The organism is Sphingorhabdus lutea (assembly GCF_001889025.1).
In the GTDB taxonomy this organism is placed as follows: domain Bacteria; phylum Pseudomonadota; class Alphaproteobacteria; order Sphingomonadales; family Sphingomonadaceae; genus Sphingorhabdus_B; species Sphingorhabdus_B lutea.
In genome coordinates, this window is record NZ_CP018154.1 from 1527961 (window position 1) to 1552338 (window position 24378).

Sequence of the window (24378 nt, forward strand, 5' to 3'; positions counted from 1 at the left end):
TTATCTTATCTATCTACGGGGTCACGATTGCTAAGGGTGTTTTTCAATGCTTTAATCGCTTTGTCGTCCTTTTTAACGCCGATTTCTTTTTGTGCAGCATTTAAAAATTGCGCAATATATTCTTGACCCAAAAATTGTCCAAAATCAGATTTTGTTTTACCCAATAATTCTGCATTTCCGCTCGCATCACCGCGAATATTCTTCACCAAATGAATAACAACCCAACCATTATTCCCAGGCGCTGCGCTTTTCTTTACCGATTTTGGCGCCATAGTGAACATGGTGCGCAAAGCTGGGGAAACTTGCTCGGGATTTTTAGCAAGGTCGCTTCTTTTCCCGCTTATGCTTTGGATAGGAGGAAGCGATGCGCCGCTTAATTTAACAGCCTCAGCCAATGATTTACCTGAACGGACCAGTTTTTGAATATTATTGGCTATCGCTTCGGCTTTTTTACTGCCTTCAGCAACTGCCCATTGACGCATCACATCGGCCTTTACCTTAGCAAATGCTGGCGGTGCGGCCTCTGAAAATTCTGCGATTGAAATAATGGCAAATTTTTTGCCCTGTTCTATTTCAATAAGCTGCGCCTCGCCATCCTTTTCCATTTGAAAAGCAGCGGGAAGGATGACCTTCATTTCTTCAGTTGGTTTATAGGCATTATTTTCTGGATTTGCGCCACTGGCGAATAATTTTGGTGATGTTTCAACCTTTAACCCATTACCCTTTGCAATATCGGTAATTGATGTCCCATCGGCCAGACTATCTTGCATCTCGCTTAAAAATTCACTCAATAAATTTTGTTTCTTTTCACCTTGTAATAATGCCAAGATTTCAGCTTTCGCCGCATCAATGGATTGCGCCGAAACATTTGTAATTTTGTCGGTTCGCATAACATACCAACCCAATTTGCCTTTTGCTGGCGTCGCAATTTTACCCTGAGCTGTGGCAAAAACTGCATTGGCAACCTCGGCAGAGGTCTTGCTGGTCAATGATTGCTTATCTTCGCTTGCCAAGGACGCTGGAGCAAGTCCAATGGCCTTTGCTGCATCGGCAAGGCTGCTACCGGCATTTGCCTTGTCGGATAATGCCTTGGCAGCTGCCTGTGTTGGAACAATGACCTGCGTAATATCGCGCTTTTCTTTACCCGCATATTTTGCTGCATTGCTTTTATAATAAGCGGCGATTTCTTGTTCAGAAACTTTTGCCTTCTCACCCAAAATAGTATCGTTGAAAATTGCATAATTTATTGCTCTGCGCTCTGGAACAATAAATTTTGATGCATTTTTGCGATAATAATCGTTTAAAACCTTGTCGCTTGGCGGGGATTTGGGAATGAAAGCAGTCGATGGAATAAAGGCGATTTGGCTTTCCCTTTGCTCCAATTCCAAAGAAGCATAGGGCAGCGCCATTGAATTGGCGATTTCACCTTGCGCTGCCGCGGCGGATAAAAGCTGCTCTGCAAAGTTCATATTGATGATATTTTGCCTAAATTCATCTTCGGATAAATTTTGTGCGGCCAAAAATGCGCGAAAGCTTGCTTGATCAAATTGGCCATTTAACCCTTTTGCTGCATCAATTTTGTTAATTTCGAAATCGATCATTTTTTTGCTGACCGAAAGGCCATATTCACTGCCGAAAATGGCCATGGTCATGCGGGCGATGATGCCGTCCAATGTGCGATCAAATCCTCCAAGCTCAACAAATGATGCCAAGTCGCCTTCATATCCATTTTGACGTTCGCGTTCAAAATCATAACGTACTTGTTTGTTCAAATCGCCAATGGCAACTTTTTCACTGCCGACCTTTGCAGCATTGCCGCCGCCAAGTCCACCAAATGAGCCAGAACCAGAAACATCACTTAATGCAAATGCAAAGGCAATTAAAACCACAAATGCAAGAGCCAAAAAAGTGCCCAATTTTGAGCTAAACATTGAACGGATCGACTTGATCATTTTAAACCTACTTTATTTTTTAGTAAAACTTTCTATGGGCTTTAAGCATGCAAGGCATTATGTTCAAGCAAAAGGACAGAAGAATAGAAATTTTGTTAAAAAATTTGACTGCTAAATTTATGGGAGAGGCAATATGAAAAAGCATATTATTGGAAATTGGAAAATGAACGGGATGCAGTCCCATTTGACTGAAATCCAAAAAATCGATGAAATTGCCGCCTTATTTGATAATATTATGACGGGCCTTTGTGTGCCGGCGACATTAATTTATTCGGCCCATAAGGATAAAAAAGCTGTCATTATAGGTGCACAGGACTGCCATCAATCCAAAGAAGGGGCGCATACTGGCTGTCTATCGGCGGCGATGGTAAAGGAGGCTGGCGCAAAAATGGTAATTTTGGGCCATTCGGAACGCCGTCAAGATCAGGGCGAGAATAGCAGACTTGTCTCACAAAAGGCCGATGCAGCAATAGATAATAATATCACCCCTATTATATGCGTTGGTGAATCATTGGCACAAAGAGAAAGCGGGCAGGCCGAAAAAATCGTTTCTGAACAATTATTGGCATCTTTGCCCAGCAATAAGCCACAAAAGATGATAATTGCCTATGAACCAATTTGGGCAATTGGGACGGGGAAGATACCTCAAATGGAAGAGGTAAGGGAAATTCACGAAGTTATTTTTCGGCTTTTAACACAAAAATATGGCGATGCCGCCAATGATTATCCCATTTTATATGGCGGGTCGATGAATGGTGAAAATGCATCTGAGCTTTTAAAATTGGCCCATGTTGATGGCGGGTTAGTCGGCGGGGCAAGTTTGACCGCAGATAAATTTGCGCCAATATTAAAGGCTGCATCACAAAACTCATAAACAGAATAATGTTTGAAATTGCAGCAAAGTAAGGCTAGTGGGGCTTTAAACATGGTGATGAAACACCATATGGATATAAATATTATATGAATTGGGCTAAATAATGGGATTATTCCACTTTTTAATCGTTGTGCAGGGCATTGTTGCTGCTTCATTGGTTGCTATTATTTTGATGCAACGTTCTGAGGGCGGCGGTCTTGGTATGGGGGGGAGTCCATCTGGTTTAATTTCAGCGCGCGGTGCTGCTGATTTTATGACCCGTACGACAACGATATTGGCCACAACCTTTATTTTATTGTCAATCACTCTGGCCTTTGTTGCCGCCCGTCAAGGTGGAACAAGAGCGCTTGAAACTGGGTTTGAGCGTAATGTTCCTGCTACTGGTCAGGCTGCACCTGCGGCAGAAGCGCAGCCTGCTCCACAGGAAGATAAAGATAAGGTTGGAAGTGAGGCATTGGATGCGGCATCTGATGCGGCGGCGGGCAAAAATTAATAATATTTGCCCCTCGGCTTTTTTCCACAACTATTTGCAAAAACATAATTTAATCAATTTGACATAAATTTATTTGATTAGATTTAGATTCGAGCACTTGTCAAACATGCCAATGACTGTTTAACGCTCTCCTCCCATGGCGCGTTATATATTTATTACCGGCGGTGTGGTCTCCTCACTTGGCAAAGGTCTCATGGCAGCAAGCTTGGCTGCTCTCTTGCAATCTCGTGGATATCGGGTGCGGATAAGGAAATTTGACCCTTATCTAAACGTTGATCCTGGCACAATGTCCCCATATCAACATGGTGAAGTTTATGTGACCAATGATGGTGCAGAAACCGATCTTGATCTGGGCCATTATGAAAGATTTACCGGCGTTTCGGCACGGCAATCTGATAATGTCACATCAGGGCGAATTTACCGCGATATTATTGCAAGTGAACGGCGCGGTGATTATTTGGGCGCAACGGTTCAGGTCATCCCCCATGTCACCGATGCGATTAAATTATTTGCCCAATCCGATGTGGAGGGGCTTGATTTTATCCTATGTGAAATTGGCGGCACGGTGGGCGATATTGAATCGCTTCCTTTTATCGAAGCGATTAGACAGCTTCGTAACGAAATTGGTCATGAAAACCTTATTTCTGTTCATGTGACCTTGGTTCCTTATATTGCGGCGGCGGGTGAATTAAAAACGAAGCCAACACAACATAGTGTGCGCGAGCTGACCTCTTTAGGAATACAGCCTGATATTTTATTATGCCGTTGTGAACAGCCTTTGCCGGATGCAGAGCGCGCAAAAATCGCCGCATTTTGTAATGTTCGTAAGGAAGCGGTTATTCCTGCATTGGATGCTTCGTCTATTTATGATGTGCCAATGCAATATCATGCAGAGGGTCTGGATAGTCAGGTATTGCGCGCATTTGGTATAAATGATGCCAAAGAACCCGACCTTAGCCGTTGGGTTGATGTGGCAGATAGATATAGCAATCCCGAGGGCGAGGTTACCATAGGCGTAGTTGGCAAATATGTGGAATTGCAAGATGCCTATAAATCATTGCGCGAGGCATTGGTTCATGGAGGTATGGCGAACCGTGTTCGAGTGAATATAAAATGGCTTGATGCAGAAATGTTCGAAGGCGAAGAACCACCCGTTTGCGAGCTGGAGGCATTGCACGCCATTTTGGTGCCAGGCGGATTTGGAGAGCGCGGCACAGAAGGTAAAATTGCGGCGGTTAAATTTGCGCGCGAACATAATATACCATTTTTTGGCATATGTCTGGGTATGCAAATGGCTTGTTTGGAGGCTGCGCGTTATACTTCGGGCATTGCCAAGGCATCTAGCTCCGAATTTGGTGATGCAGAAGAGCCTGTTATTGGCTTAATTACCGAATGGATGACTGCCGAGGGGCTTCAAAAACGCGGGCAGGGGGATGATTTGGGCGGCACAATGCGATTGGGTGCATATCCAGCAAGCCTTTCAGCGAACAGCCATGCGGCGCAAATTTACGGTGGAAATTCAATTGAGGAGCGCCACCGCCACCGTTATGAGGTGAATATTGCCTATAAAGACCGTTTGGAACAGGGGGGATTGATATTCTCTGGCATGTCGCCAGATGGATTATTGCCCGAAATAGTGGAGCGACCAGACCATCCATGGTTTGTTGGCGTACAATTTCATCCTGAATTAAAATCGCGGCCATTTGACCCGCATCCATTATTCACCAGCTTTATTGCTGCGGCGATCACCAAAAGCAGGCTGGTATAAATGGATGAAAATCTGAAATAAAAAAGGGGGCGATTTTGCCCCCTAATTTATTAAATTTATAAAAATTGTTAAGCAGCTTTGTCGGCTTTTTTCGCTTTATTAACTTCAATAGAGGGCGCTGTTTCAATAGAAACATTGGCATCACTTGGTGCTTCAAGAGTTGCGCCGATGGAAATTTTACGAGGTTTTAATTCCTCAGGAATTTTGCGCTCCAACAAAATGGTTAATAAGCCATCTTCCATATCTGCACCCTTTACAAAAACATGATCGGCCAATTGAAAGCGGCGCTCAAAATTTCTGTTTGCGATGCCAAGATGCAGATAGTCGCGATTATCATTACCATCAATTTGTTTTTGACCCTGCACAATGACACTATTTTGTTGGGCGGTAATGTCAATTTCATGACGCTTAAAACCAGCAACGGCAATGGTAATTTGATATTCATTTTCGGTAAGCCGTTCGATGTTAAACGGCGGGTAATTTTCATTATTATTCGCGCGGCCTGCATTTTCAAGCAAGTCAAACAAATGGTCAAAACCAACTGTGGTGCGGCGATATGGTGTAAAATCAAAACGTTGCATTATAAATTCTCCTATTTGAGCAATTTATCTGCCACAGCCCAAAAGGCACTATGATCAGATATTAAATTTGAAACCCTATGATTAGCGGCTTCAAAATAGAAGATAATGATGATTTTTTTCGTTTCAAGAATATTTTTGACGATTTTTATAAGAGCATAAATTGAAAGGGCGCCATGATGCTATACATCAAAGCGCCCATTTCCCTGAACCTTACTTTTCCATCTATCGTAGAAAATTGGTATGAACATTCATCCATTTTATTGGTCAATATTTCAAGCAGTAAACATAAATTACTTAAATTTTGGCTGTAGACCGTTGCATCATAGCCACAATATGGCAGCAATGATATTTTGATTATCAATGCTTGCGCCAAAACTTGCTGCGCCCTATGTGGTTAATATTCGACCTTCTATATAGGCATATATTAAAATCATGTTTTTATCTTCATTCGAAAAAATGGTCGCGAAGCGTTATTTAATGCCGGGCAAAGGGGAGGGGTTTATTTTCCTTGTCGCCGGGATTAGCTTAACCGCCGTCATGTTGGGCGTGGCCGCGCTTATCATTGTGATGAGTGTGATGAACGGATTTCGCGCCGAATTATTTGACCGTATTGTCGGCTTAAACGGCCATGCCATTATTCAAGGATATGATGGCCGACTTGATGATTGGGAAAATATATTAAAAGAGACCAAGGCCACGCCGGGCGTGGTAAAGGCATCCCCCTTAATCGAACAGCCATTATTGGGCAGTTTTAACGGCAGGGTAGAGGGATTATTGGTTCGCGGTATGGACCGGCCCAATATGCTGGAGTTGAAGGATAAAATTGTTGCAGGACGGATTGAAACCGTGATGCAAAATGAAAATATGATTGTGATAGGGTCTCAGCTTGCCCAAAATTTGGGCCTTCAACTGGGGCAAAATTTGACCATCATTAACCCCGCCGGTCGCGCCACACCATTTGGCACAGTGCCGAGAGAAATTTCATATCAAGTGGGGGCGATTGTGGAGATTGGCATTTTCCAATTTGATAAGGCATTTGTTGCCATGCCGATTGCGGATGCCCAAACATTATTATTATTGGGTGATAAGGTTGGTATGATAGAGGTAACGTCCAATGACCCACAAAATATCAATGCCATTATGGAACCCTTGCAAAAAAAGGTGGAGGGCAAGGCGTTAATTGTTGATTGGCAGACATTGAACGCAAGCCTGTTTGAAACATTGGCGGTGGAACGTGTGGCGATGTTTGTTGTTTTGTCAATTATCATCATTGTCGCGGTTTTTAATATTTTATCCTCACTCATCATGTTGGTTAGGGCGAAAACCCGCGATATCGCGATTTTGCGAACAATGGGGGCCAGTCGAAAATCGTTGCTTCGTATTTTTATGACTGTAGGCACGACCGTTGGGGCTTTGGGGACAATTGCTGGATTGATTTTAGGATTTATTTTCCTGATTTTCCGTCAATCAATTGTGAACGCCATCCAATTTATCACAGGTCAAAACCTTTGGGATCCATCCATCCGGTTTTTAAATGAATTGCCCTCGCGCACAGATCCGGTTGAGGTTATTGTCATTTGCTCAATGGCACTTTTATTCAGTTTCTTGGCGACTTTATATCCCGCAATAAAGGCGGCAAATACTGATCCTGTACAGGTGTTACGTTATGAATAATATTGCAACATTAACCGATGTTCGTCGTTCCTTTGTTCAGGCTGATATTGAAATATCCGTCCTGCGCGGGGTGAATTTAAATATTAAGGCAGGTGAAGTTGTTGCCTTGGTTGGGCCTTCGGGTTCAGGTAAATCCACTTTGTTACAGGCATTGGGGCTTTTGGAGGGCGGTTTTACCGGATCAATCCAAATTGATGGCGAAGAAATGGCCAAGGCGGATAGCACGCAGCGCACATTGGTGCGGCGGGATAAGCTTGGCTTTATATATCAATTTCATCATTTACTTCCCGATTTTTCGGCAACCGAAAATGTGATTTTGCCGCAAATGATTATTGGCACGAATAGACAAGATGCGGAGCTTCGCGCCCAAAAATTATTAACCTCGCTTGGCATTGGTCACCGATTGTCGCACCGCCCATCACAGCTTTCGGGTGGTGAGCAACAACGTGTCGCTGTCGCCCGTGCTTTGGCAAATCGTCCCAAATTGATTTTGGCTGATGAGCCAACGGGTAATTTGGATGAAAAAACCGCCGATATTGTGTTAAACCAATTTTTGGATTTGGTAAGAAACGAAGGTAGCGCAGCCTTAGTCGCCACGCATAATGAGCGTTTAGCCCAAAAAATGGACCGCCAAGTATATCTGCACAATGGCGTGTTAGAATTTTAAGCTATTTTTTTAAGAAGGACAAAAAATGTCGTCAATTTATGAACATAAAATTCAAATGGCCGATGGATCAAATTTGGATATGTCTGCATTTGAAGGCAAGCTTTTGTTGTTCGTAAATACAGCATCAAAATGTGGCTTTACCCCGCAATATGAGGAATTGGAGCAGTTGCACCGGGAATATGGTGACAAAGGATTGGTCATTATTGGCTTTCCATGTAATCAATTTGGCGCACAGGAACCTGGGGATGAAGCAGAGATATTGAATTTTTGCTCCTTAACATATGATGTCAGCTTTCCATTGGCGAAAAAAATTGATGTTAATGGTGAAAATGCCTCTGCGCTATGGAAATATTTAAAATCCCAACAGGCCGGTTTATTGGGCTCGCGCGCGATTAAGTGGAATTTTACCAAATTTTTGGTGGATAAAAAGGGAGATGTGGTGGCGCGTTATGGCCCACAGGTAAAGCCAAAGAGCCTTGCCCCGCAAATTGAAAAATTATTGGCTTAATCACAATATTATCCACAAATAAGCATTGGCAAAGCATTGCATTCGCGGCCATGATCTGCAAATAATTATATATGACAATGCCCTATATTCCTCTTCGTGTTTTTTCTGCTTATACGATGCTGGATGGTGCGATTGAGCCAAAGAAAATTGGTGAACATGCAGCAAAATTGGGCTTTCCGGCAGCGGCGATAACTGATCGTAACGGTTTATATGCCGTAATGCCATTTCAAGATGGTTGCACCAAATCCGGGGTTCAGCCCATTATTGGCAGTTTTGTTGGAATTACCCGTCCTTCGCGGGGCGGTGAAGAACAAAATGATCGCGGCGCGGCAATATCAGATTGGATTGGTTTATATGCGCAAAATGATATGGGATATGAAAATTTATGCCGTATCGTGTCAAGAGCGCATTTAGGATCAGAAGGTTTGTCAAATCCGCAAATTGATTTTGAATTTTTGCGTGCGCATCATCATGGTTTAATCGCTCTGACAGCAGGGCATGAGGGTGGATTGACCCGCCTATGCGCACAGGGGCAATTGGATGATGCGGCAAAATATCTTGATAATTTACAGGAAATTTTTGGCGACCGTTTATATATTGAATTATGCCGCCGGAACCATGAAACCGAAATCGCTGCAGAGCCGCATTTAATTAAATTTGCTCTGGACCGAAATATTGCTTTGGTTGCGACAAATCCTGCCTGCTATGCTGAACCTTCATTTCATGAGGCGCATGACGCGATGCTTTGCATTGCCGAGGGCACATATGTCAGCAGTGACGATAGGAAGAAAAGCTGTCCTCAGGCATGGTTGAAAACCGATCGTCAGATGATGGAAATTTTCGCCGATATTCCAGAGGCAATAAAAAATACCGCTATAGTGGCCAAAAGATGCACCGCAGCAGCGCCATATCGCAAGCCGATATTACCCTCTATTGCGGGTGACAGAGATGCTGAGGATGCGCAGCTTCGTAAAGATGCTTTAGAAGGGTTGGAAGCCCGCTTTGTTGAAAGAAATATTACGGATGAGGCCGTCAAAAAAGCATATTATGATCGGTTGGAATTTGAATTAAATGTTATTTGTAACATGGGCTTTCCTGGCTATTTCTTAATCGTAGCCGATTTTATTAAATGGGCAAAAAATGAGGATATTCCCGTGGGGCCGGGCCGTGGTTCAGGTGCGGGTTCATTGGTTGCATGGGTGCTTACCATTACTGGTTTGGATCCGTTGGAATTGGGATTGCTGTTCGAACGCTTTTTAAACCCGGACCGTGTGTCCATGCCCGATTTCGACATTGATTTTTGCGAGACACATCGAACAAAGGTTATTTTATATGTTCAGCAAAAATATGGCGTTGATCAAGTCGCGCAGATTATTACCTTTGGTAAATTAAAGGCGCGTGCGGTTCTTCGTGATACGGGGCGCGTATTGCAAATGAGCTATGGTCATGTTGACCGGCTTTGTAAATTGGTACCCAATCATCCCACTGACCCATGGGATTTGCAAAAGGCATTGTCGGGCGTCGCTGAACTGCGCGAAGAATATAGGCGTGATCAAGATGTTGCCCGATTATTTGATTTGGCATTGAAATTAGAAGGCCTACCAAGGCATAGCTCCACCCATGCTGCTGGTGTGGTCATTGGTGATAGGCCGTTGGCGCAGCTTGTACCCCTATATCGCGACCCGCGTTCTGATATTCCCGTCACGCAATTTGACATGAAATTTGTTGAAATTGCGGGGCTTGTTAAATTCGACTTTTTGGGACTTAAAACGCTGTCTGTTTTGAAAAAGGCGGTTGATTTGTTAAAGGTTCGCGGCATCAATGTTGATTTAGAGACATTGGTTCTGGACGATGAAAAAGTATATGAGCTGTTACAGCGCGGTGATACTGTGGGGGTGTTTCAGCTGGAATCTGAAGGAATGCGCCGCACTCTTTCCGCCGTTAAGCCGACAAATTTTGGTGATATTATCGCACTTGTCTCCCTTTATCGGCCCGGCCCAATGGATAATATCCCCATGTTTGGACGGCGTAAAAATGGTGAAGAAGATATTGCCTATCCGCACCCATTATTAGAGGGGATATTGAAAGAAACCTATGGTATTTTTGTTTATCAAGAACAGGTAATGCAGGCGGCGCAAATCCTTGCTGGATATAGCCTTGGTGAGGCAGATTTGCTTCGCCGCGCCATGGGTAAGAAAATTCAGGCGGAAATGGATGTGCAGCGTAAAAGATTTGTCGATGGCTGCGCCGAAAAAGCCATTAATGCCAGCCAAGCCAATAGTTTATTTGACTTAATTGACAAATTTGCCGGATATGGTTTTAACAAAAGCCATGCTGCTGCCTATGCTCTTTTGGCATATCAGACAGGCTGGCTTAAAACGCATTATCCTTATGAATTTTATGCAGCGTCAATGTGTTTTGATATGCATCAAACCGATAAGCTAGCGATTTTTGCCGATGATATGCGGCGTAACAAAATCACTTGTCTTGGCCCATGTGTCAATCACAGCTCGGCAAGTTATATTGTGGAGCAAAATGATGATGGGCTTGCCGTGCGCTATGCCTTGGCCGGTCTTAAAAATGTTGGGCAAAAGGCGATGGAGCAAATTGTCGTTGAGAGAAAAAATAATGGCCCATTTACCGATATTAATGATTTTGCAAATCGGGTGGATAGCAGCCAGTTAAACAAAAGACAGGTGGAAAATTTGGCCTGTGCCGGTGCATTTGACAGCATATATGCCGATAGAGCGGCGATATTTTCCAGCGCGGAAATGATTATTTCGGTTGCCCAAACCGCACAGCAGGAACGTATTTCAGGGCAGGGCGGCCTGTTCGCCGGAGAAGAAGAAAATTCTGGATTTGCAGGCAATATTATCCAACAATGCACCCCATGGGATATTTCCGAAAAAATGCAAAATGAGAAACATGCATTTGGTTTTTATTTTGCAGCGCACCCAATGGAACAATATCGCGCCGTTGCTGAGGCAAAGGGCGCAAGTTCATATGCCCTGCTTTGTAATAGCGGGCCTATAGCCGAAGGTGTGAAGAAAAATGCCAAAATGGCAGCGATGGTGGAGGCTGTTCGTTGGCGCGAATCCAAACGCGGAAATCGTTTTGTTGTTGTGGAAATGTCCGACCAAAGCGGGCAATTTTCGGCAAGCTGTTTTGAAGAGGAAATGGGCAAAAAATTGGCAGAACAGGCCGAAAAATCTGCCTGTCTCCTATTCTCTTTAGAATTGGATATGAAGGCAGGGGAGGAAACGCCGCGATTTACCATTAAATCATTTCAGTCATTGGAAATTTTGGCGAAAACAGTTTCCACGACATTGGAGCTTTATTTATCGAGCGATAATAATTTATCCATGCTGAGCACATTATTGACCCGTTCAGGCGAAGGGCGCGGTGTGGTTTTGGCCAAAATGCCCGCAGGACAGAATAAAATTGCCACCATGTTATTGGGAAGAAATTTCAAATTTGATGCCGATATTTTAGAGGAAATAAAGGCATTGGAGGGTGTGGATACAGCCGAAATTACGGCAAATAACAAACATCTTCAAATTGTGAGTTAAAATAATAGTCGTGGGAGAGAGAGATGATAGGCGGAATGCAAAATTATGAATTGGTGGTTTCCAATTTAATCGATCATGCCGATAGGGAATTTGGTGGCCGTGAAATCGTGACCCATTGGGCCGATGGAAGCCGAACCCGAACCGATTGGAGCGGCATTCGCCAAGATGCTTTAAAAATGACGCAGGCATTGCAAGCTGCCAATATTCAAAAAGGTGATCGTATAGCCACATTGGCCATGAACCATAGCCGCCACTTGGTAAGCTGGTATGGGGCGGTGGGCGCAGGCGGTGTTTTGCACACCATTAACCCGCGATTATTTGACGAGCAATTAATTTATATCATCAACCATGCCGAAGATAAGGTGATGTTATATGATGCCGCATTCCAACCCATAATTGATCGATTGCGGGATAAATTACCAACGATTGAGAAATATATTTGTTTTGACCCACCATCTGGACAAAATGGTTTTGAAGAATGGATTGGTCAATTTAATGGCGATGTGACATGGGCAAAAATGGATGAACGCGACCCCTGCATGCTTTGTTATACAAGCGGGACAACAGGAAATCCCAAAGGTGTTTTATATGAACATCGTTCAACCACATTACATGCAATGGCGGGGTTACAGCCTGCGGCATTTGATTTTGATGCCCAATCGGTCATGTTGCCTGTTGTGCCCATGTTCCATGCGGCAAGTTGGGGTTTGCCATGGGCGGGCGCCATGGCAGGCGTTAAATTTGTATATAGCGCGGTAAATGATCCTGCAATTTTGCATGATTTGACGATATCAGAAGGCGTCACGCATAGCGCAGGCGTGCCAACTGTCTGGCTTGCCATGTTTCAACATTTGGACGCAACGGGCAGCGATTTGGGAAAACTTCGTATGGCGATTATCGGCGGTTCTGCTGCGCCGCGATCTATGGTGGAGCGTTTGATGAAAGCGGGGATAAGAGTTGGTCATGCATGGGGGATGACCGAAACATCACCCATTGGCACGGTTGGTTCACCGACGACCAATTGGCATGAGCTTAGCTTTGATGAGCAAGTGGATATTGTGTGCAAACAGGGGCGGCCCATTTTTGGGGTCGAATTATGCACGGTTGACGATGATGATAATATTTTGCCCCGTGATGGCGAAACCTCGGGCCGATTGTTGATAAGAGGGCCTTGGGTGCTGCAACGATATTTTAAGGCGGATGAAGATGCGGTTGATGAAAATGGATGGTTTGACACGGGCGATGTTGCGACTTTACATCCCGATGGCACGCTGCAAATAACCGATCGGTCAAAAGATGTTATTAAATCGGGCGGCGAGTGGATTAGTTCGGTCGAGCTGGAAAATGCGGCGGTCGGCTGCCCAGGTGTCGCAGAAGCAGCGGCGATTGGGATATATCATCCTAAATGGGATGAGCGGCCATTATTAATCATTGTCCGCAAAAGCGGCAACGATGTATCAGCAGAGGATATTTTATCCTATCTTTCCGATAAAGTTGCCAAATGGTGGATGCCAGATGATATTGTTTTTGTAGATGAAATTCCGCACACTGCGACAGGCAAAATTTTAAAAACCGAACTTCGAAATCGGTTTAAAGAATATCGTTTTGAGGAGGTATAATCATGGAAGGTAAAAACTATCTTGATCCTGAGCGTGAAGCATTTGAAATCTTCAAATCATTGCCAAGAGATACGTCAATCCACATGCTGAATTTGGTGAAGTTTAAGGATAATGCGACCTATCCGGCGGATCATGAATGTGCGGATTTATCATGGAGCGGAAAACGCGCATATGAAGAATATGGCAAAAGCAGCGGACCTATTTTTGCCTCGGTTGGCGGGACGATTATTTGGCGCGGGCAAATGGACGTGATGTTAATTGGGCCGCCCAATCAACATTGGGATACATGTTTTATCGCGCAATATCCAAATTCAGCCGCATTTTTGGAAATGGTAACAAATGAAGAATATCGAAAAGTGGTTGTGCATCGCCAATCAGCTGTGTTGACTAGTCGATTGATAAGATTTTCGCCATAACAATGGATGGTAGCTTTGGATGAATATTTTTGATTAAATAAATTGCTGATATTGTAACCTTTTCACATGCTATGCCGTATCTATTATGAATGCATAAGATAAAGGTTGTTTTTATGAATGAGACTAGTTTGAGTTTTTCGTTGGCCCTTGCGGTTATTTCGGCGGCGGCGACAAGTTTTTCATCCTATAGCTCCAACCATCTGGCTGAAAATAAAGCTAAAATTGTAGAAGCCAAGGAAAATAACGTGACTGCCATTTTTGCAATGGGATGTTTTTGGTGTGCAGAGGCGGATTTTGAAAAGGTCAAAGGCGTTATAAAAGTAGAATCTGGATATATTGGCGGGAATGTTAATAATCCAAGTTATGAGCAAGTAAGTGCGGGCGGCAGCGGCCATTATGAAGCTGTCTTGGTTACTTATGATCCCAAAGTCACTAATTATGCCAATTTATTAAAGATATTTTGGAGGAATATTGACCCATTTGATGCAAATGGACAATTTTGTGACAAGGGACATAGTTATAAATCCGCAATTTTTACCAGCGTAAAATATGAAAAAACAATTGCGACATTGTCTAAAGAAAATTTGAAAAAGACTTTTAATAAAAATATTGAAACAAAAATATTGCCCAAATCCACATTTTATAAAGCCGAAGAATATCATCAGGATTATTATAAGAAAAACCCGATTAGTTATAAATATTATCGTAAAAGCTGTGGTCGTGACGCGCGATTAAAAGAAATCTGGGGTAAATAAAATCCTTTACCCCAAAGATATAATAAAATTATTTTCTTGCCGCGATAATTGAACCACCGCCAGTTTTGCGAACAAATTTCGTGTCTGTATTTGTCGCAGGAAAGCTGGGCCATAAATATTGGGCGATGCCCGCTCTGCTATCCGATTTCACACCGTCAATTTCCTGATATACCCAGTAATTACGCATTACGGTCATCACATATCCACGGGTTTCCCAATAGGGGATGGATTCCATAAATAATAATGGATCGCCTTGATCATTCACCTCACTATTCCATCGTGAAACAGGGGATAATCCGGCATTATATGCGGCAATAACCTTAGGCAGGAAGCCTTCTGTCGCGCCATTGTCACGTAAATATTCCAAATAGCTCTGGCCATATTCCAAATTTACCGATGGTTTATTTAATCCGCCATTTGCCGCCAATTCTGGACGGCTGCGGTTCATATATTCCGCTGTGCCGGGCATGATTTGCATTAAACCACGTGCGCCTGCCGGGCTAACCACATCTGGGCGCCATTGCGATTCTTGCAAAGTGTGAGCGAAAACCAATGATTTATCAACACGCCATCCATATTGAGGTTGCCAATCAACAGTGGGGTAGCGATTTGCATTATCGCTTTTTTGCCCGCTGGGCGCATAATGGGCAAAATATAATTGCGTTTGGGGCAGGCTAAGGTCACCGGCCAGCTTTGCCAATTGCGCAAATTCGGCGCTATTACCAATTCGGCCCTGATGCCGTAAAACTTCATCAGCCAATTTATCGCGGCCAATTTGTTTTAATCCAATGGCAATTTCAATATTTTCATTATTTTTCAACTTAATATTGTTTGAGTCGCCAGCTTTTTGAAAATTGACAGCCTGTCCAGCAAGGCCCAATGCTTCACTTGCCAATTGGCCATAAAATGTTTCGCCTGCTTGTGCGGCGGCTTGTAATCGGCGCATGGATTTTTCCGGTTGGCGCGATGCAGTTGCGGCGCGTGAAGACCAATAATATGCCGCTGAGCGAATTTCCTCATCTGAGCTATTTGCCGCAACAATTTCAAATGCCTTAAACGCATCTGCATATTTGCCCAGACGCCAGCTGGAAAGTCCGATGACCCAATGGCTTAAATTATCCCAGTCATTTTGAACATTATTTGTTTCACTTGCCAAGCGAAGCGCGGCAGCATCGTCATTTTCAATATAATATGACCATGAAATACGCTGACGTAATTCGGAAATACTATCTGGGCTTAACGATGAATATTGCGCCCGAAATAAATTTTCTGCATTGCCTGGTTGATCATTTTTAATGAAATCCAAAACCTGGTTTTTCAAGGAAGATGCACTGCCATCTACAATTGATTTTGGCGTGCCGCGCCGTGGTGATGAACCAGCATAAAAAAGTTGGTTAACTTTGGGGGTGAAATCTGCATTGGCCACGCCGCGTTTTTGGGCCAATCTGCTTAATTGTTCCGCCTGCGGTAAATAAGGGGCTTTGGATAATAATGTTTGTAATTGTTCCGCCTCCACCTTTGGAGAATTTGCCGCAAGATAAAATTCAGCCATGGCCATATATTTCATCGGACCATTATCGGCTTTATCGATTAAATTTTTAACCTGATCCCAATTTTGCTGCTCAATTGCAGAAAAAATATCATTAAATTTATCTGCTTCAGACTTGTTTAAAACCGTTGGGATTTTTGATTGGGCTCCATTATGCCCCATTTCAAAGCGGCCTGCGGCATGTGCTGTCTCAACAAAGATATTGCTGGTCAATAATGCACCGGAAATGGCAATTGATAGTCCAAAAAGGGAAGCAGACTTGTTGAACGATAAAAATGTAACCACAAAAACCTCTTAAAATAATAAACTGAGGTCCTGCCATAATTGCCTTTTTACAGACGTTTTTTGAAGCACGACCCTCGGGTGTAAAGTAACTATTCCCGACTTATTCACATCTTTATGGTTAAAATTTTGTAAATTTCCTCTTAAATTTATCATTTCTGCGTTGAATAGTGCTTTTGCCGCGACCGCACCAAAAATTATCACCTTTGGGGCGGATTGTAGGTGGATGAGATGCAGTAAAAACTGACCCAAAATGGGCAAATCGGAATCAATTATCATCTCAGTCATAGGAGATGTGGTGATTAAATTTGCAAAATTACACTCATCTGCTCGAACATTTATGCTTTGCAGCATATTTTTTAAAAATATACCTTCTTCACCAGTATAAAATCTCTGTTCCGTCACGTCTCTTTTCGTTGGCATGTCGGAAATAATCATGATTTTTGCCGCATCGGTAAAATGAGGCATTAATTTTTTACCCGTCCCAATATCGCATGGCATCGCAATATTATTGGCAATATTATGCTTAAACTGCTCCATATTTTGCGGCCAAAGTGAATTGTCCTGCATAGGATGATGATTTGTTGGGGCGGACCTATTCATTGCGGGCGCGGGCTTATTTTGTGCCGGCCGATTTGCATTTTGCCGTTGTTCGGCGCGCGCTATATTTTGTTGAGCAATATCATGTTGGTGATTGTCTATAATGATAGGTATATTTTTTTCTTCTGACAGCCATTGCATCACATCATCATTGCATGCATGTGCAACGCCCATATTCTGCCACCATTGCAGATAATAAGCGATATTATGATTTAAATCATTGCTCTGTCCGGCTTTACCAGTCATGAAATTAAATATTTATTCCTATATTCATTCGTTCTGTTGACGTTCCTAACAATATATTGGAAGATATTATATATAATATCGACCATAATCCTAAAACATCTTCAAATATTGGTGAAAATCTTGAAATATAGCCTTCGTTACTTTTATTCGCCAATTTTCGCAGCTTCCATGCTCTTGTTGACCCCTCAATTAGCAGTTGCGAAGAATGAAGAAATAAATAGCGCATTATTATTCTTTGAGGCAAAAAAATGGGAGATTTTAGGCGAAGATAGACGCGCGCTGAACGCTTATTTGGCTATGCCAAAAACAGCTGAAAATATTGGGGCAATATCGGAAAATATCAATAAATTGGCCCTTCGGTCAAATGATTGGGATGCCTTAATAAATTCATATAATCAAATGGAGATTATTGGCAAATCACCTGCGGAAGCGCCCATTTTATATTATGCTGACGCGATGCAGCGGCGCGATTGGAAGGGAGCAAGGGGTGCAATTGATCAAATTGACATGGCCGGAATTTATAAATTTTCCGTGCCCATCTTAACCGCTTGGTTGGACAATGCGCAAAATAAACCAATAAATTGGCAAGATATATCGGCAAAAGATAATGATATATCGGATTATCTTTTTCCTGATCAGGCCGTTTTTTTGGCTCTTTCGCGCGGTGAAGTTGATAAAATCGCAAAATTAATTTCTGGCGCAAATTTCAGCGAGGTGCGCCGCCAAAATATGGTCATGGCAATTATCCACCATGCGCAAATTTCCGGTGATGTGAATATGGCAAATAGCCTGCTGCCCTATATTGCCATTGCCGGAGAGTATAAAATTGAAAAAGCATTTCAGATAAAAACACATGAAAAAAAGTCAAAGTCAAAGGCAGCACAAAAATTTCCAGACTATCGCACAGGATTGGCGGTTTACTTCGCCAATATTGCAAAAATATTTGCCGATGAAGAAATTGAAATACCGGCGTTAATATTTGCACGGGTGGCGCAAAACCTTGCGCCTGGCCTTGGTTATTCGGAGCATATTGCAATGAATATATTGGTGCAAAATGAAATGGAGCCGCAGGCAAGGGCGATGCTATCTATATTGGACAAGCAAAATCCATTTTATTCGGTTAGCAAGGTAGAATTGGTTCATAATATTGTCGAAAAAGGTAATTCATTGGATGCCTTGCCATTGGCAGAACAAGTGGTTGAGGAATATCCAAAAATAGATGCGGCAAAAATTTTATTGGCCCAAATTTATACTGATTTAGGAAAGTGGAAGCAGGCGCAATCATTGTTAAAGCCAAGTTATGAACAGCTGATGGGCCAAGATGGCAAAGCTGCCACTAGTAACGATACCAATAGCAAGGATGAAAGCATTTATTTAAGATATGCCGGCACTTTGGACATGGGCGGTGATTGGCCCGCCGCGCAGGCCATTTTGGAAAATGCGGTGGAGCGATTTCCTAATAATGCTTATTTATTAAATTATCTGGGCTTTGGCTTATTGGAAAATGGCGGGGATCGGGCGCGCGCGGTTAGTTTGTTGAAAAAGGCTAATAATTTGGAGCCAGATAATGGCGCGATTATGGATTCTCTTGGTTGGGCATATTATTTAAATAAACAATATGACATGGCTGAGCATTTTATTGAAAAAGCATCAAGATTAGACCCCAATAATGGTGAAATATTTGATCATTTGGGCGATGTTTATTGGTCCAATGGGCGTTATGTTGATGCACGATATGCCTGGCGATCTGCGGCAAATATGCTGCCAAAGGAAAAGACAGATAATATCATAAAAAAATTGGATTTTGGTTTAATGACGGTGGCAAATTGAGTTTAATATATGATTGAGATTTTTGCCCCTGCAAAGATAAACCTTGCCCTGCATGTTCGCGCAAAACGGGATGATGGTTATCATGAATTGGACACAATATTCGCCTTTGCCAATATTGGTGACAAGATCAGCGGGCAATTGTCATCAAAATTGAGCATGGAGGTGCACGGGCCATTTGGACCTGAATTGATGCAGATTACGTCTACTGAAGATAATTTAATCATGCGTGCAGCGCGTAAATTACGAGAAAAATATAATATATCTCTTGGGGCAGATATTATTTTGGAAAAAGCATTGCCCATTGGTGCGGGCATAGGCGGCGGGTCGGCTGATGCGGCGGCGGCAATAAAATTACTGGTAAAGATTTGGAATATTGACGCCAAAGATACAGATTTATTAGATGTTGGAGCATCATTGGGTGCGGACATACCCATTTGTTTAAAGGGGCAAGCATGCCGGGCAACGGGCATTGGCGATATTTTTCATGATGTTGACATAAGCGGGCTTCATGAAATTCACATTTTGCTTGTAAACCCGCTTATCCATTTGGCCACACAACATGTTTTTGCCAATTGGGATGGCAAGGATGCAGGGGCGCTAATCTATGGCTCGGCATATGAAAATGCGCAAAGGGGATGTAATAATTTAACCCCCGCCGCCATCAAATTATGTCCCATCATAAATGATATTCTTAATAGCTTAAACAACAGGGATAATATTTTAACGCGAATGTCGGGATCGGGCGCAACATGCTTTGGATTATATCATGATTTTGAAAGCTGTGATGCGGCGCGAATAATGATGGAACAGAAATTCCCCAATATGTGGATTAGGGCTGGTAAAATAATATGACATCGCCATATATTTATAAACAAGGCGCAAAATATGCCAATATATTGGTGGTCGCCGACCATGCTGGTTTTGCCTTGCCAGTGGGCGCGCAAATTGGGGTGTCAGCAGGTGACATGGCGCGCCATATTGCGGGTGATATTGGGACAAGCGAAATTGCAACATTGTTAAATGAATCGCATCAATTTTCAATTTTTATGTCTTATTATAGCCGTTTATGGGTTGATCTTAACCGTCATTATGAAGATGCAGATGTTATCCCCACATATAGCGATGATGTGGAGATTGGGGCCAATCATATTTCGGTGGATGAACGCGCGCAAAGATTGGATGCATATCATCATGCCTATCATGATGCATTAACCCAAATAATTGAAGGCAATAGGCCAGATCTTATTATATCCTTGCATAGTTTTACCCCAAAATTGGCATCAAAACCCGAAATAAATCGCCCATGGGATATGGGAATTTTATATAATCAACAGGAGTTTAGTTCGAAAAAGGCGTTGGCACATTTGAAAAGCATAAATTTGATTATTGGTGATCAATTGCCCTATTCAGGTAAATTGTTAAATGCATCGATGGACAGACATGCCGAGGCGCGTAATATTCCATATTTTGGGGTGGAGATACGGCAAGATCATATCAATGATGGCAAGGGGCAAGCAAGATTTGCACAAATTTTGGCTGAAACTGCTACAAATATTATCGAATGACTTGCCAGAGAGCGTAAAAAGCGCATAAGGCGAGCCTAGTTATTAAGCAGCAATTTAATGAATTTGGGGTCAGATATGGAAAAATCTAAATTACCTAGCCGTCATAGCTCTTTTGGACCTGAAAGAGCGCCGCATCGCAGCTATTATTATGCACTGGGATGGAGCGAGGAGGATATTGCAAAACCCTTTGTTGGCATTGCATCGGCAGGTAATGATAGCGCCCCCTGTAACAGCACATTAAACGCGCAGGCTGATGTCGCGCGTGAAGGCGTAATTGCGGCTGGTGGTACGCCATTTCGGTTTAACACCATTACGGTTACTGATGGTATTGCCATGGGGCATCAGGGGATGAAATCATCCTTGATTAGCCGTGAAGTAATCGCAGATTCCGTTGAATTAAGCGTTAGAGGCCATTGTTATGACGCGCTTGTCACCTATGCGGGATGTGATAAATCCTTGCCGGGCATGATGATGGCGATGTTGCGGTTAAATGTGCCGTCAATATTTGTATATGGTGGTTCAATTTTACCTGGTCAATATAAAGGGCAGGATGTCACTGTTGTTGATGTGTTCGAGGCGGTTGGCCAACATGCGGCGGATAATTGCCCATTAAAAGAATTGATTGAGCTTGAAAAAGTAGCATGTCCAGGACATGGCGCATGTGGCGGTCAATTTACTGCAAATACAATGGCATGTGTGGCAGAGGCAATCGGCTTGTCTCTCCCCAATAGCAATATGGCGCCTGCGCCCTATGGCAGCAGGGCAGAAATAGCCACAAAAGCAGGCGAGCAGGTTATGTATTTGCTTGAAAATAATATTCGTCCGCGTGATATTTGCACGCGAAAGGCATTTGAAAATGCGGCGCGTGTGGTTGCGGCAACCGGCGGCTCAACAAATGCGGCGCTTCATTTACCCGCAATGGCCAATGAATGTGGTATAGATTTTAATTTATTTGATGTCGCAGAAATTTTCAAATCCACACCCTATATTGCCGATTTGAAGCCCGGCGGAAAATATGTTGCCCGTGATTTATATGATGCGGGCGGGGTATATATGGTGATGAAAACATTGATGGATGGCGGATATCTGCATGGCGATTGCATGACCGTAACGGGTAAAACATTGGCCGAAAATATTGCTGAAATTCAATGGAATAATGACCAAAAAGTTGTTTATGACGTCAAGACGCCTATCACCAAAACTGGCGGTGTTGTGGGGTTAAAGGGGAGCCTTGCCCCCGAAGGTGCGATTGTAAAGGTTGCCGGCATGGCCCGTTTGCAATTTACCGGTCCTGCCATGGTGTTTGATTGTGAAGAAGATGCGTTTAAGGCCGTTGAGGATCGCGAAATTAAAGAAGGCAGTGTGATTGTTATTCGTTATGAAGGGCCAAAGGGCGGTCCTGGCATGCGCGAAATGTTGTCCACCACGGCGGCACTATATGGTCAGGGCATGGGCGAGAAAGTTGCCTTAATCACGGATGGTCGTTTTTCCGGCGCGACAAGAGGATTTTGTATTGGCCATGTCGGGCCAGAGGCGTCGGCTGGCGGACCAATAGCTTTGGTTGAGGATGGCGATATTATTGCCATTGATGCAGAGGCAGGGACAATTGATTTACAAGTTGATGCGGAAATTTTGGCGCAGCGTAAGGCCAAATGGCAGCCGCGTGAAAATGATTATCAATCCGGTGCATTATGGCGCTTTGCCCAAAATGTCGGGCCTGCGGTTGATGGGGCGGTGACGCATCCGGGCGCCAAAAAAGAAACACATATTTATGCGGATATTTAATCACGCATCATTATATTTTCTGTTCGCTGCCGCCTTTATGTTACATGGTTGCAGCGAACAGGCGGATAATAGTCCATTTCAAGAAGAAACGGCCAGCGCAGATAATAAAATTATGTGCGCATTAAATGGAACGGATAAATTCGAAAAAATATGTGTGCGTGAAAATATCGTTGAAAAAGGTCAAACTATTGTCACTTTAAAGCATCCAGATGGTGGCTTTAAGCGTTTTATTATCGTCAAGGGCAGGGGGCTTATCGCTGCAGAAGGATTTGATAATAGCGAGATTGAAATATTAGACGGAAGTCAAATATTGCTGCGTTCGGGCAATGATCAATATAAATTGGATGCAATAGTTAATAGGAAGGCAGCCGACGATATATTGGATGGTCAAGTCAATATAATGACGTCAGAAGCACAAAAATAATGTCACAAAATAATGAAATAATAAGATTTGGATCGCGCGGCGACGGCGTAACTGCGGATGGCAGATATGTTGCTGGCGCTGTTCCAGGCGATATGCTGATTGAACAAGGGGGGATTAAATTTGGCCCTGGACATCAAGAGCCGCCATGCAAACATGCCGATATTTGCGGTGGTTGTCAGATGCAGCATGTCACTGACGGGGCATATTTGGGATATTTAAAGGATAATATTCGCGGTGCTTTATTGTCGCAGGGCATTGATAATATTGATATAAAAGAACCTTTTTTATGCAATAAACATTCAAGGCGTAGGGCGTCTTTTCGTGCGCATTGGGCTGGAAAAAAGCTATTATTTGGATTTAATACGCAGCAAAGCCACAGAATTATCAATCTTGAGCAATGTTTAACCATAACGCCGGCCTTATGGCATGTCTATTTGGCACTAAAACCATTTTTAAACAAATATTTGCCGCACAAATCGGCAGTTATTATTAAGTTAACCGAGGTTGATCAGGGCGTTGATTTATTGATTGAGGGATGGCTGGCTGAGGGGTTGGAGCAAATTGAGGCCATAACGGATTTTGCAAAAAATAATAAATTGGCGCGAATTTCAATGGATGATGGCCTTGGCCCTGTTGCGATGTGGGAACCTGAACCGGTAACCATAAATTTAGATGATATTCATACGCCCTTTCCGCCATTTTCATTTTTACAGGCAACCAGAGACGGGGAGTCGGCATTAAAAGCGGCTGTTGGCCTTGCACTACAAAATATACCCGTAAATGTGCCTGTGGCTGATTTATTTGCAGGATTGGGCACTTTTTCTTTCTATCTTGCCCAAAAGCATAAGGTTTACGCCGCAGACGCGACTTTATCAGCGATTACCAATTTGAAAAATACCGCAAACCGTGCGCAATTGCCCATTTTTACCGAACATCGAGATTTATACCGCCGCCCCTTAAGCAGCCAAGAATTAAATAGGTTTAAGGCAGTGGTCATCGATCCGCCAAGGGCAGGGGCACGTGATCAGATTGAACAAATTTGCGCATCACAATTAAGCGATTTGGCCTATGTTAGCTGTAATCCAGCGACATTTTCGCGTGATGCAAAATTGTTAATCGAAAGCGGTATGGAATTGCTTTGGATTCAGGCTGTTGGTCAATTTAGATGGTCAACACATGTAGAATTGGTGGCACATTTTAAACGCAAAGAAGTAATTTAGT

The 24378-nt window shown here is 43.2% G+C and carries 20 protein-coding genes; 16 read left to right on the forward strand and 4 right to left on the reverse strand.

What is annotated here, in order from left to right; translation table 11 throughout:
* Positions 1 to 5: 5 nt before the first annotated feature.
* Positions 6 to 1952 carry a peptidyl-prolyl cis-trans isomerase gene (locus LPB140_RS07300; protein WP_072559266.1) on the reverse strand — a complete coding sequence of 649 codons (1947 nt, stop codon included), beginning with the start codon at positions 1950 to 1952 and terminating at the stop codon, positions 6 to 8.
* Between the two features lie 133 nt (positions 1953 to 2085).
* On the opposite strand from LPB140_RS07300, the gene tpiA reads away from it, so the two are divergent.
* The 3 genes from tpiA (at position 2086) to pyrG (ending at position 5087) form a co-directional block, all read left to right on the forward strand.
* Complete coding sequence (gene tpiA, locus LPB140_RS07305) at positions 2086 to 2826, forward strand: triose-phosphate isomerase (RefSeq protein ID WP_072559267.1); 741 nt, start codon at positions 2086 to 2088, stop codon at positions 2824 to 2826.
* Between the two features lie 103 nt (positions 2827 to 2929).
* Positions 2930 to 3319, forward strand: coding sequence for a preprotein translocase subunit SecG (gene secG, locus LPB140_RS07310; RefSeq protein ID WP_072559268.1), 390 nt, complete (start codon positions 2930 to 2932; stop codon positions 3317 to 3319).
* Between the two features lie 136 nt (positions 3320 to 3455).
* On the forward strand, positions 3456 to 5087 hold the full coding sequence (gene pyrG, locus LPB140_RS07315; protein WP_072559269.1) for a CTP synthase: 1632 nt from the start codon (positions 3456 to 3458) through the stop codon (positions 5085 to 5087).
* 68 nt (positions 5088 to 5155) lie between these two features.
* Here pyrG and LPB140_RS07320 read toward each other — a convergent pair whose 3' ends face one another.
* A complete protein-coding gene (locus LPB140_RS07320; RefSeq protein WP_072559270.1) occupies positions 5156 to 5668 on the reverse strand; it encodes an Hsp20 family protein in 513 nt (170 codons plus the stop codon).
* Between the two features lie 432 nt (positions 5669 to 6100).
* Here LPB140_RS07320 and LPB140_RS07330 point away from each other — a divergent pair, with 432 nt between their 5' ends.
* The 7 genes from LPB140_RS07330 (at position 6101) to msrA (ending at position 14876) form a co-directional block, all read left to right on the forward strand.
* Positions 6101 to 7342 carry a lipoprotein-releasing ABC transporter permease subunit gene (locus tag LPB140_RS07330; RefSeq protein WP_072559272.1) on the forward strand — a complete coding sequence of 414 codons (1242 nt, stop codon included), beginning with the start codon at positions 6101 to 6103 and terminating at the stop codon, positions 7340 to 7342.
* Entirely contained in the window at positions 7335 to 8009 is a 675-nt protein-coding gene (locus LPB140_RS07335; RefSeq protein WP_072559273.1) for an ABC transporter ATP-binding protein, read from the forward strand. Before LPB140_RS07330 ends, LPB140_RS07335 begins: the two co-directional genes overlap by 8 nt.
* Positions 8010 to 8034: 25 nt before the next feature.
* Entirely contained in the window at positions 8035 to 8517 is a 483-nt protein-coding gene (locus LPB140_RS07340) for a glutathione peroxidase (RefSeq protein ID WP_072559274.1), read from the forward strand.
* A 77-nt stretch (positions 8518 to 8594) separates the two neighbouring features.
* Positions 8595 to 12086 (forward strand): DNA polymerase III subunit alpha, encoded by a 3492-nt coding sequence (dnaE, locus tag LPB140_RS07345; protein ID WP_072560639.1) that lies wholly within the window; start codon positions 8595 to 8597, stop codon positions 12084 to 12086.
* Between the two features lie 23 nt (positions 12087 to 12109).
* Complete coding sequence (locus LPB140_RS07350) at positions 12110 to 13705, forward strand: long-chain fatty acid--CoA ligase (protein ID WP_072559275.1); 1596 nt, start codon at positions 12110 to 12112, stop codon at positions 13703 to 13705.
* A 2-nt stretch (positions 13706 to 13707) separates the two neighbouring features.
* Positions 13708 to 14121 (forward strand): DUF1330 domain-containing protein, encoded by a 414-nt coding sequence (locus tag LPB140_RS07355; RefSeq protein ID WP_072559276.1) that lies wholly within the window; start codon positions 13708 to 13710, stop codon positions 14119 to 14121.
* Between the two features lie 113 nt (positions 14122 to 14234).
* Positions 14235 to 14876, forward strand: a complete 642-nt coding sequence (gene msrA / locus LPB140_RS07360) for a peptide-methionine (S)-S-oxide reductase MsrA (RefSeq protein WP_072560641.1) — start codon at positions 14235 to 14237, stop codon at positions 14874 to 14876.
* 28 nt (positions 14877 to 14904) lie between these two features.
* On the opposite strand, the gene LPB140_RS07365 is transcribed toward msrA, so the two are convergent.
* Together LPB140_RS07365 and LPB140_RS07370 are read right to left on the reverse strand one after the other, a co-directional pair.
* Complete coding sequence (locus tag LPB140_RS07365; RefSeq protein ID WP_072559277.1) at positions 14905 to 16710, reverse strand: lytic transglycosylase domain-containing protein; 1806 nt, start codon at positions 16708 to 16710, stop codon at positions 14905 to 14907.
* 9 nt (positions 16711 to 16719) lie between these two features.
* The gene (locus LPB140_RS07370; protein ID WP_072559278.1) at positions 16720 to 17553 is read right to left on the reverse strand and encodes a uracil-DNA glycosylase family protein; all 834 of its coding nucleotides are present in this window, start codon (positions 17551 to 17553) and stop codon (positions 16720 to 16722) included.
* A 168-nt stretch (positions 17554 to 17721) separates the two neighbouring features.
* Between LPB140_RS07370 and LPB140_RS07375 the strand changes: the two genes are divergently transcribed.
* Genes LPB140_RS07375 through LPB140_RS07400 form a run of 6 tightly spaced genes read left to right on the forward strand, consistent with a single transcriptional unit; the run spans position 17722 to position 24377 of the window.
* Positions 17722 to 19383: a tetratricopeptide repeat protein gene (locus tag LPB140_RS07375; RefSeq protein WP_072559279.1), complete on the forward strand. Its 1662-nt coding sequence runs from the start codon at positions 17722 to 17724 to the stop codon at positions 19381 to 19383.
* A 9-nt stretch (positions 19384 to 19392) separates the two neighbouring features.
* On the forward strand, positions 19393 to 20235 hold the full coding sequence (locus tag LPB140_RS07380) for a 4-(cytidine 5'-diphospho)-2-C-methyl-D-erythritol kinase (RefSeq protein WP_072559280.1): 843 nt from the start codon (positions 19393 to 19395) through the stop codon (positions 20233 to 20235).
* The gene (locus LPB140_RS07385; protein WP_072559281.1) at positions 20232 to 20948 is read left to right on the forward strand and encodes an N-formylglutamate amidohydrolase; all 717 of its coding nucleotides are present in this window, start codon (positions 20232 to 20234) and stop codon (positions 20946 to 20948) included. The genes LPB140_RS07380 and LPB140_RS07385 overlap by 4 nt, the downstream gene beginning before the upstream one ends.
* A gap of 57 nt (positions 20949 to 21005) precedes the next feature.
* Positions 21006 to 22733, forward strand: a complete 1728-nt coding sequence (gene ilvD / locus LPB140_RS07390) for a dihydroxy-acid dehydratase (protein WP_072559282.1) — start codon at positions 21006 to 21008, stop codon at positions 22731 to 22733.
* Positions 22720 to 23157 carry a hypothetical protein gene (locus LPB140_RS07395; protein WP_072559283.1) on the forward strand — a complete coding sequence of 146 codons (438 nt, stop codon included), beginning with the start codon at positions 22720 to 22722 and terminating at the stop codon, positions 23155 to 23157. Before ilvD ends, LPB140_RS07395 begins: the two co-directional genes overlap by 14 nt.
* Complete coding sequence (locus LPB140_RS07400; RefSeq protein WP_072559284.1) at positions 23157 to 24377, forward strand: class I SAM-dependent RNA methyltransferase; 1221 nt, start codon at positions 23157 to 23159, stop codon at positions 24375 to 24377. Before LPB140_RS07395 ends, LPB140_RS07400 begins: the two co-directional genes overlap by 1 nt.
* Position 24378: the final 1 nt, after the last annotated feature.

What these genes read in the sequence shown, in the direction of transcription:
- LPB140_RS07400 (WP_072559284.1), top strand. Translation starts at nt 23,157, where the DNA reads ATGTCACAAAATAATGAAATAATAAGATTTGGATCGCGCGGCGACGGC.
- ilvD (WP_072559282.1), top strand. Translation starts at nt 21,006, where the DNA reads ATGAATTTGGGGTCAGATATGGAAAAATCTAAATTACCTAGCCGTCAT.
- LPB140_RS07300 (WP_072559266.1), bottom strand. Translation starts at nt 1,952, where the DNA reads ATGATCAAGTCGATCCGTTCAATGTTTAGCTCAAAATTGGGCACTTTT.
- LPB140_RS07350 (WP_072559275.1), top strand. Translation starts at nt 12,110, where the DNA reads ATGATAGGCGGAATGCAAAATTATGAATTGGTGGTTTCCAATTTAATC.
- LPB140_RS07320 (WP_072559270.1), bottom strand. Translation starts at nt 5,668, where the DNA reads ATGCAACGTTTTGATTTTACACCATATCGCCGCACCACAGTTGGTTTT.
- LPB140_RS07340 (WP_072559274.1), top strand. Translation starts at nt 8,035, where the DNA reads ATGTCGTCAATTTATGAACATAAAATTCAAATGGCCGATGGATCAAAT.
- LPB140_RS07355 (WP_072559276.1), top strand. Translation starts at nt 13,708, where the DNA reads ATGGAAGGTAAAAACTATCTTGATCCTGAGCGTGAAGCATTTGAAATC.
- LPB140_RS07335 (WP_072559273.1), top strand. Translation starts at nt 7,335, where the DNA reads ATGAATAATATTGCAACATTAACCGATGTTCGTCGTTCCTTTGTTCAG.
- pyrG (WP_072559269.1), top strand. Translation starts at nt 3,456, where the DNA reads ATGGCGCGTTATATATTTATTACCGGCGGTGTGGTCTCCTCACTTGGC.
- secG (WP_072559268.1), top strand. Translation starts at nt 2,930, where the DNA reads ATGGGATTATTCCACTTTTTAATCGTTGTGCAGGGCATTGTTGCTGCT.
- LPB140_RS07385 (WP_072559281.1), top strand. Translation starts at nt 20,232, where the DNA reads ATGACATCGCCATATATTTATAAACAAGGCGCAAAATATGCCAATATA.
- LPB140_RS07380 (WP_072559280.1), top strand. Translation starts at nt 19,393, where the DNA reads ATGATTGAGATTTTTGCCCCTGCAAAGATAAACCTTGCCCTGCATGTT.
- dnaE (WP_072560639.1), top strand. Translation starts at nt 8,595, where the DNA reads ATGCCCTATATTCCTCTTCGTGTTTTTTCTGCTTATACGATGCTGGAT.
- msrA (WP_072560641.1), top strand. Translation starts at nt 14,235, where the DNA reads ATGAATGAGACTAGTTTGAGTTTTTCGTTGGCCCTTGCGGTTATTTCG.
- LPB140_RS07375 (WP_072559279.1), top strand. Translation starts at nt 17,722, where the DNA reads ATGCTCTTGTTGACCCCTCAATTAGCAGTTGCGAAGAATGAAGAAATA.
- tpiA (WP_072559267.1), top strand. Translation starts at nt 2,086, where the DNA reads ATGAAAAAGCATATTATTGGAAATTGGAAAATGAACGGGATGCAGTCC.
- LPB140_RS07330 (WP_072559272.1), top strand. Translation starts at nt 6,101, where the DNA reads ATGTTTTTATCTTCATTCGAAAAAATGGTCGCGAAGCGTTATTTAATG.
- LPB140_RS07395 (WP_072559283.1), top strand. Translation starts at nt 22,720, where the DNA reads ATGCGGATATTTAATCACGCATCATTATATTTTCTGTTCGCTGCCGCC.
- LPB140_RS07370 (WP_072559278.1), bottom strand. Translation starts at nt 17,553, where the DNA reads ATGACTGGTAAAGCCGGACAGAGCAATGATTTAAATCATAATATCGCT.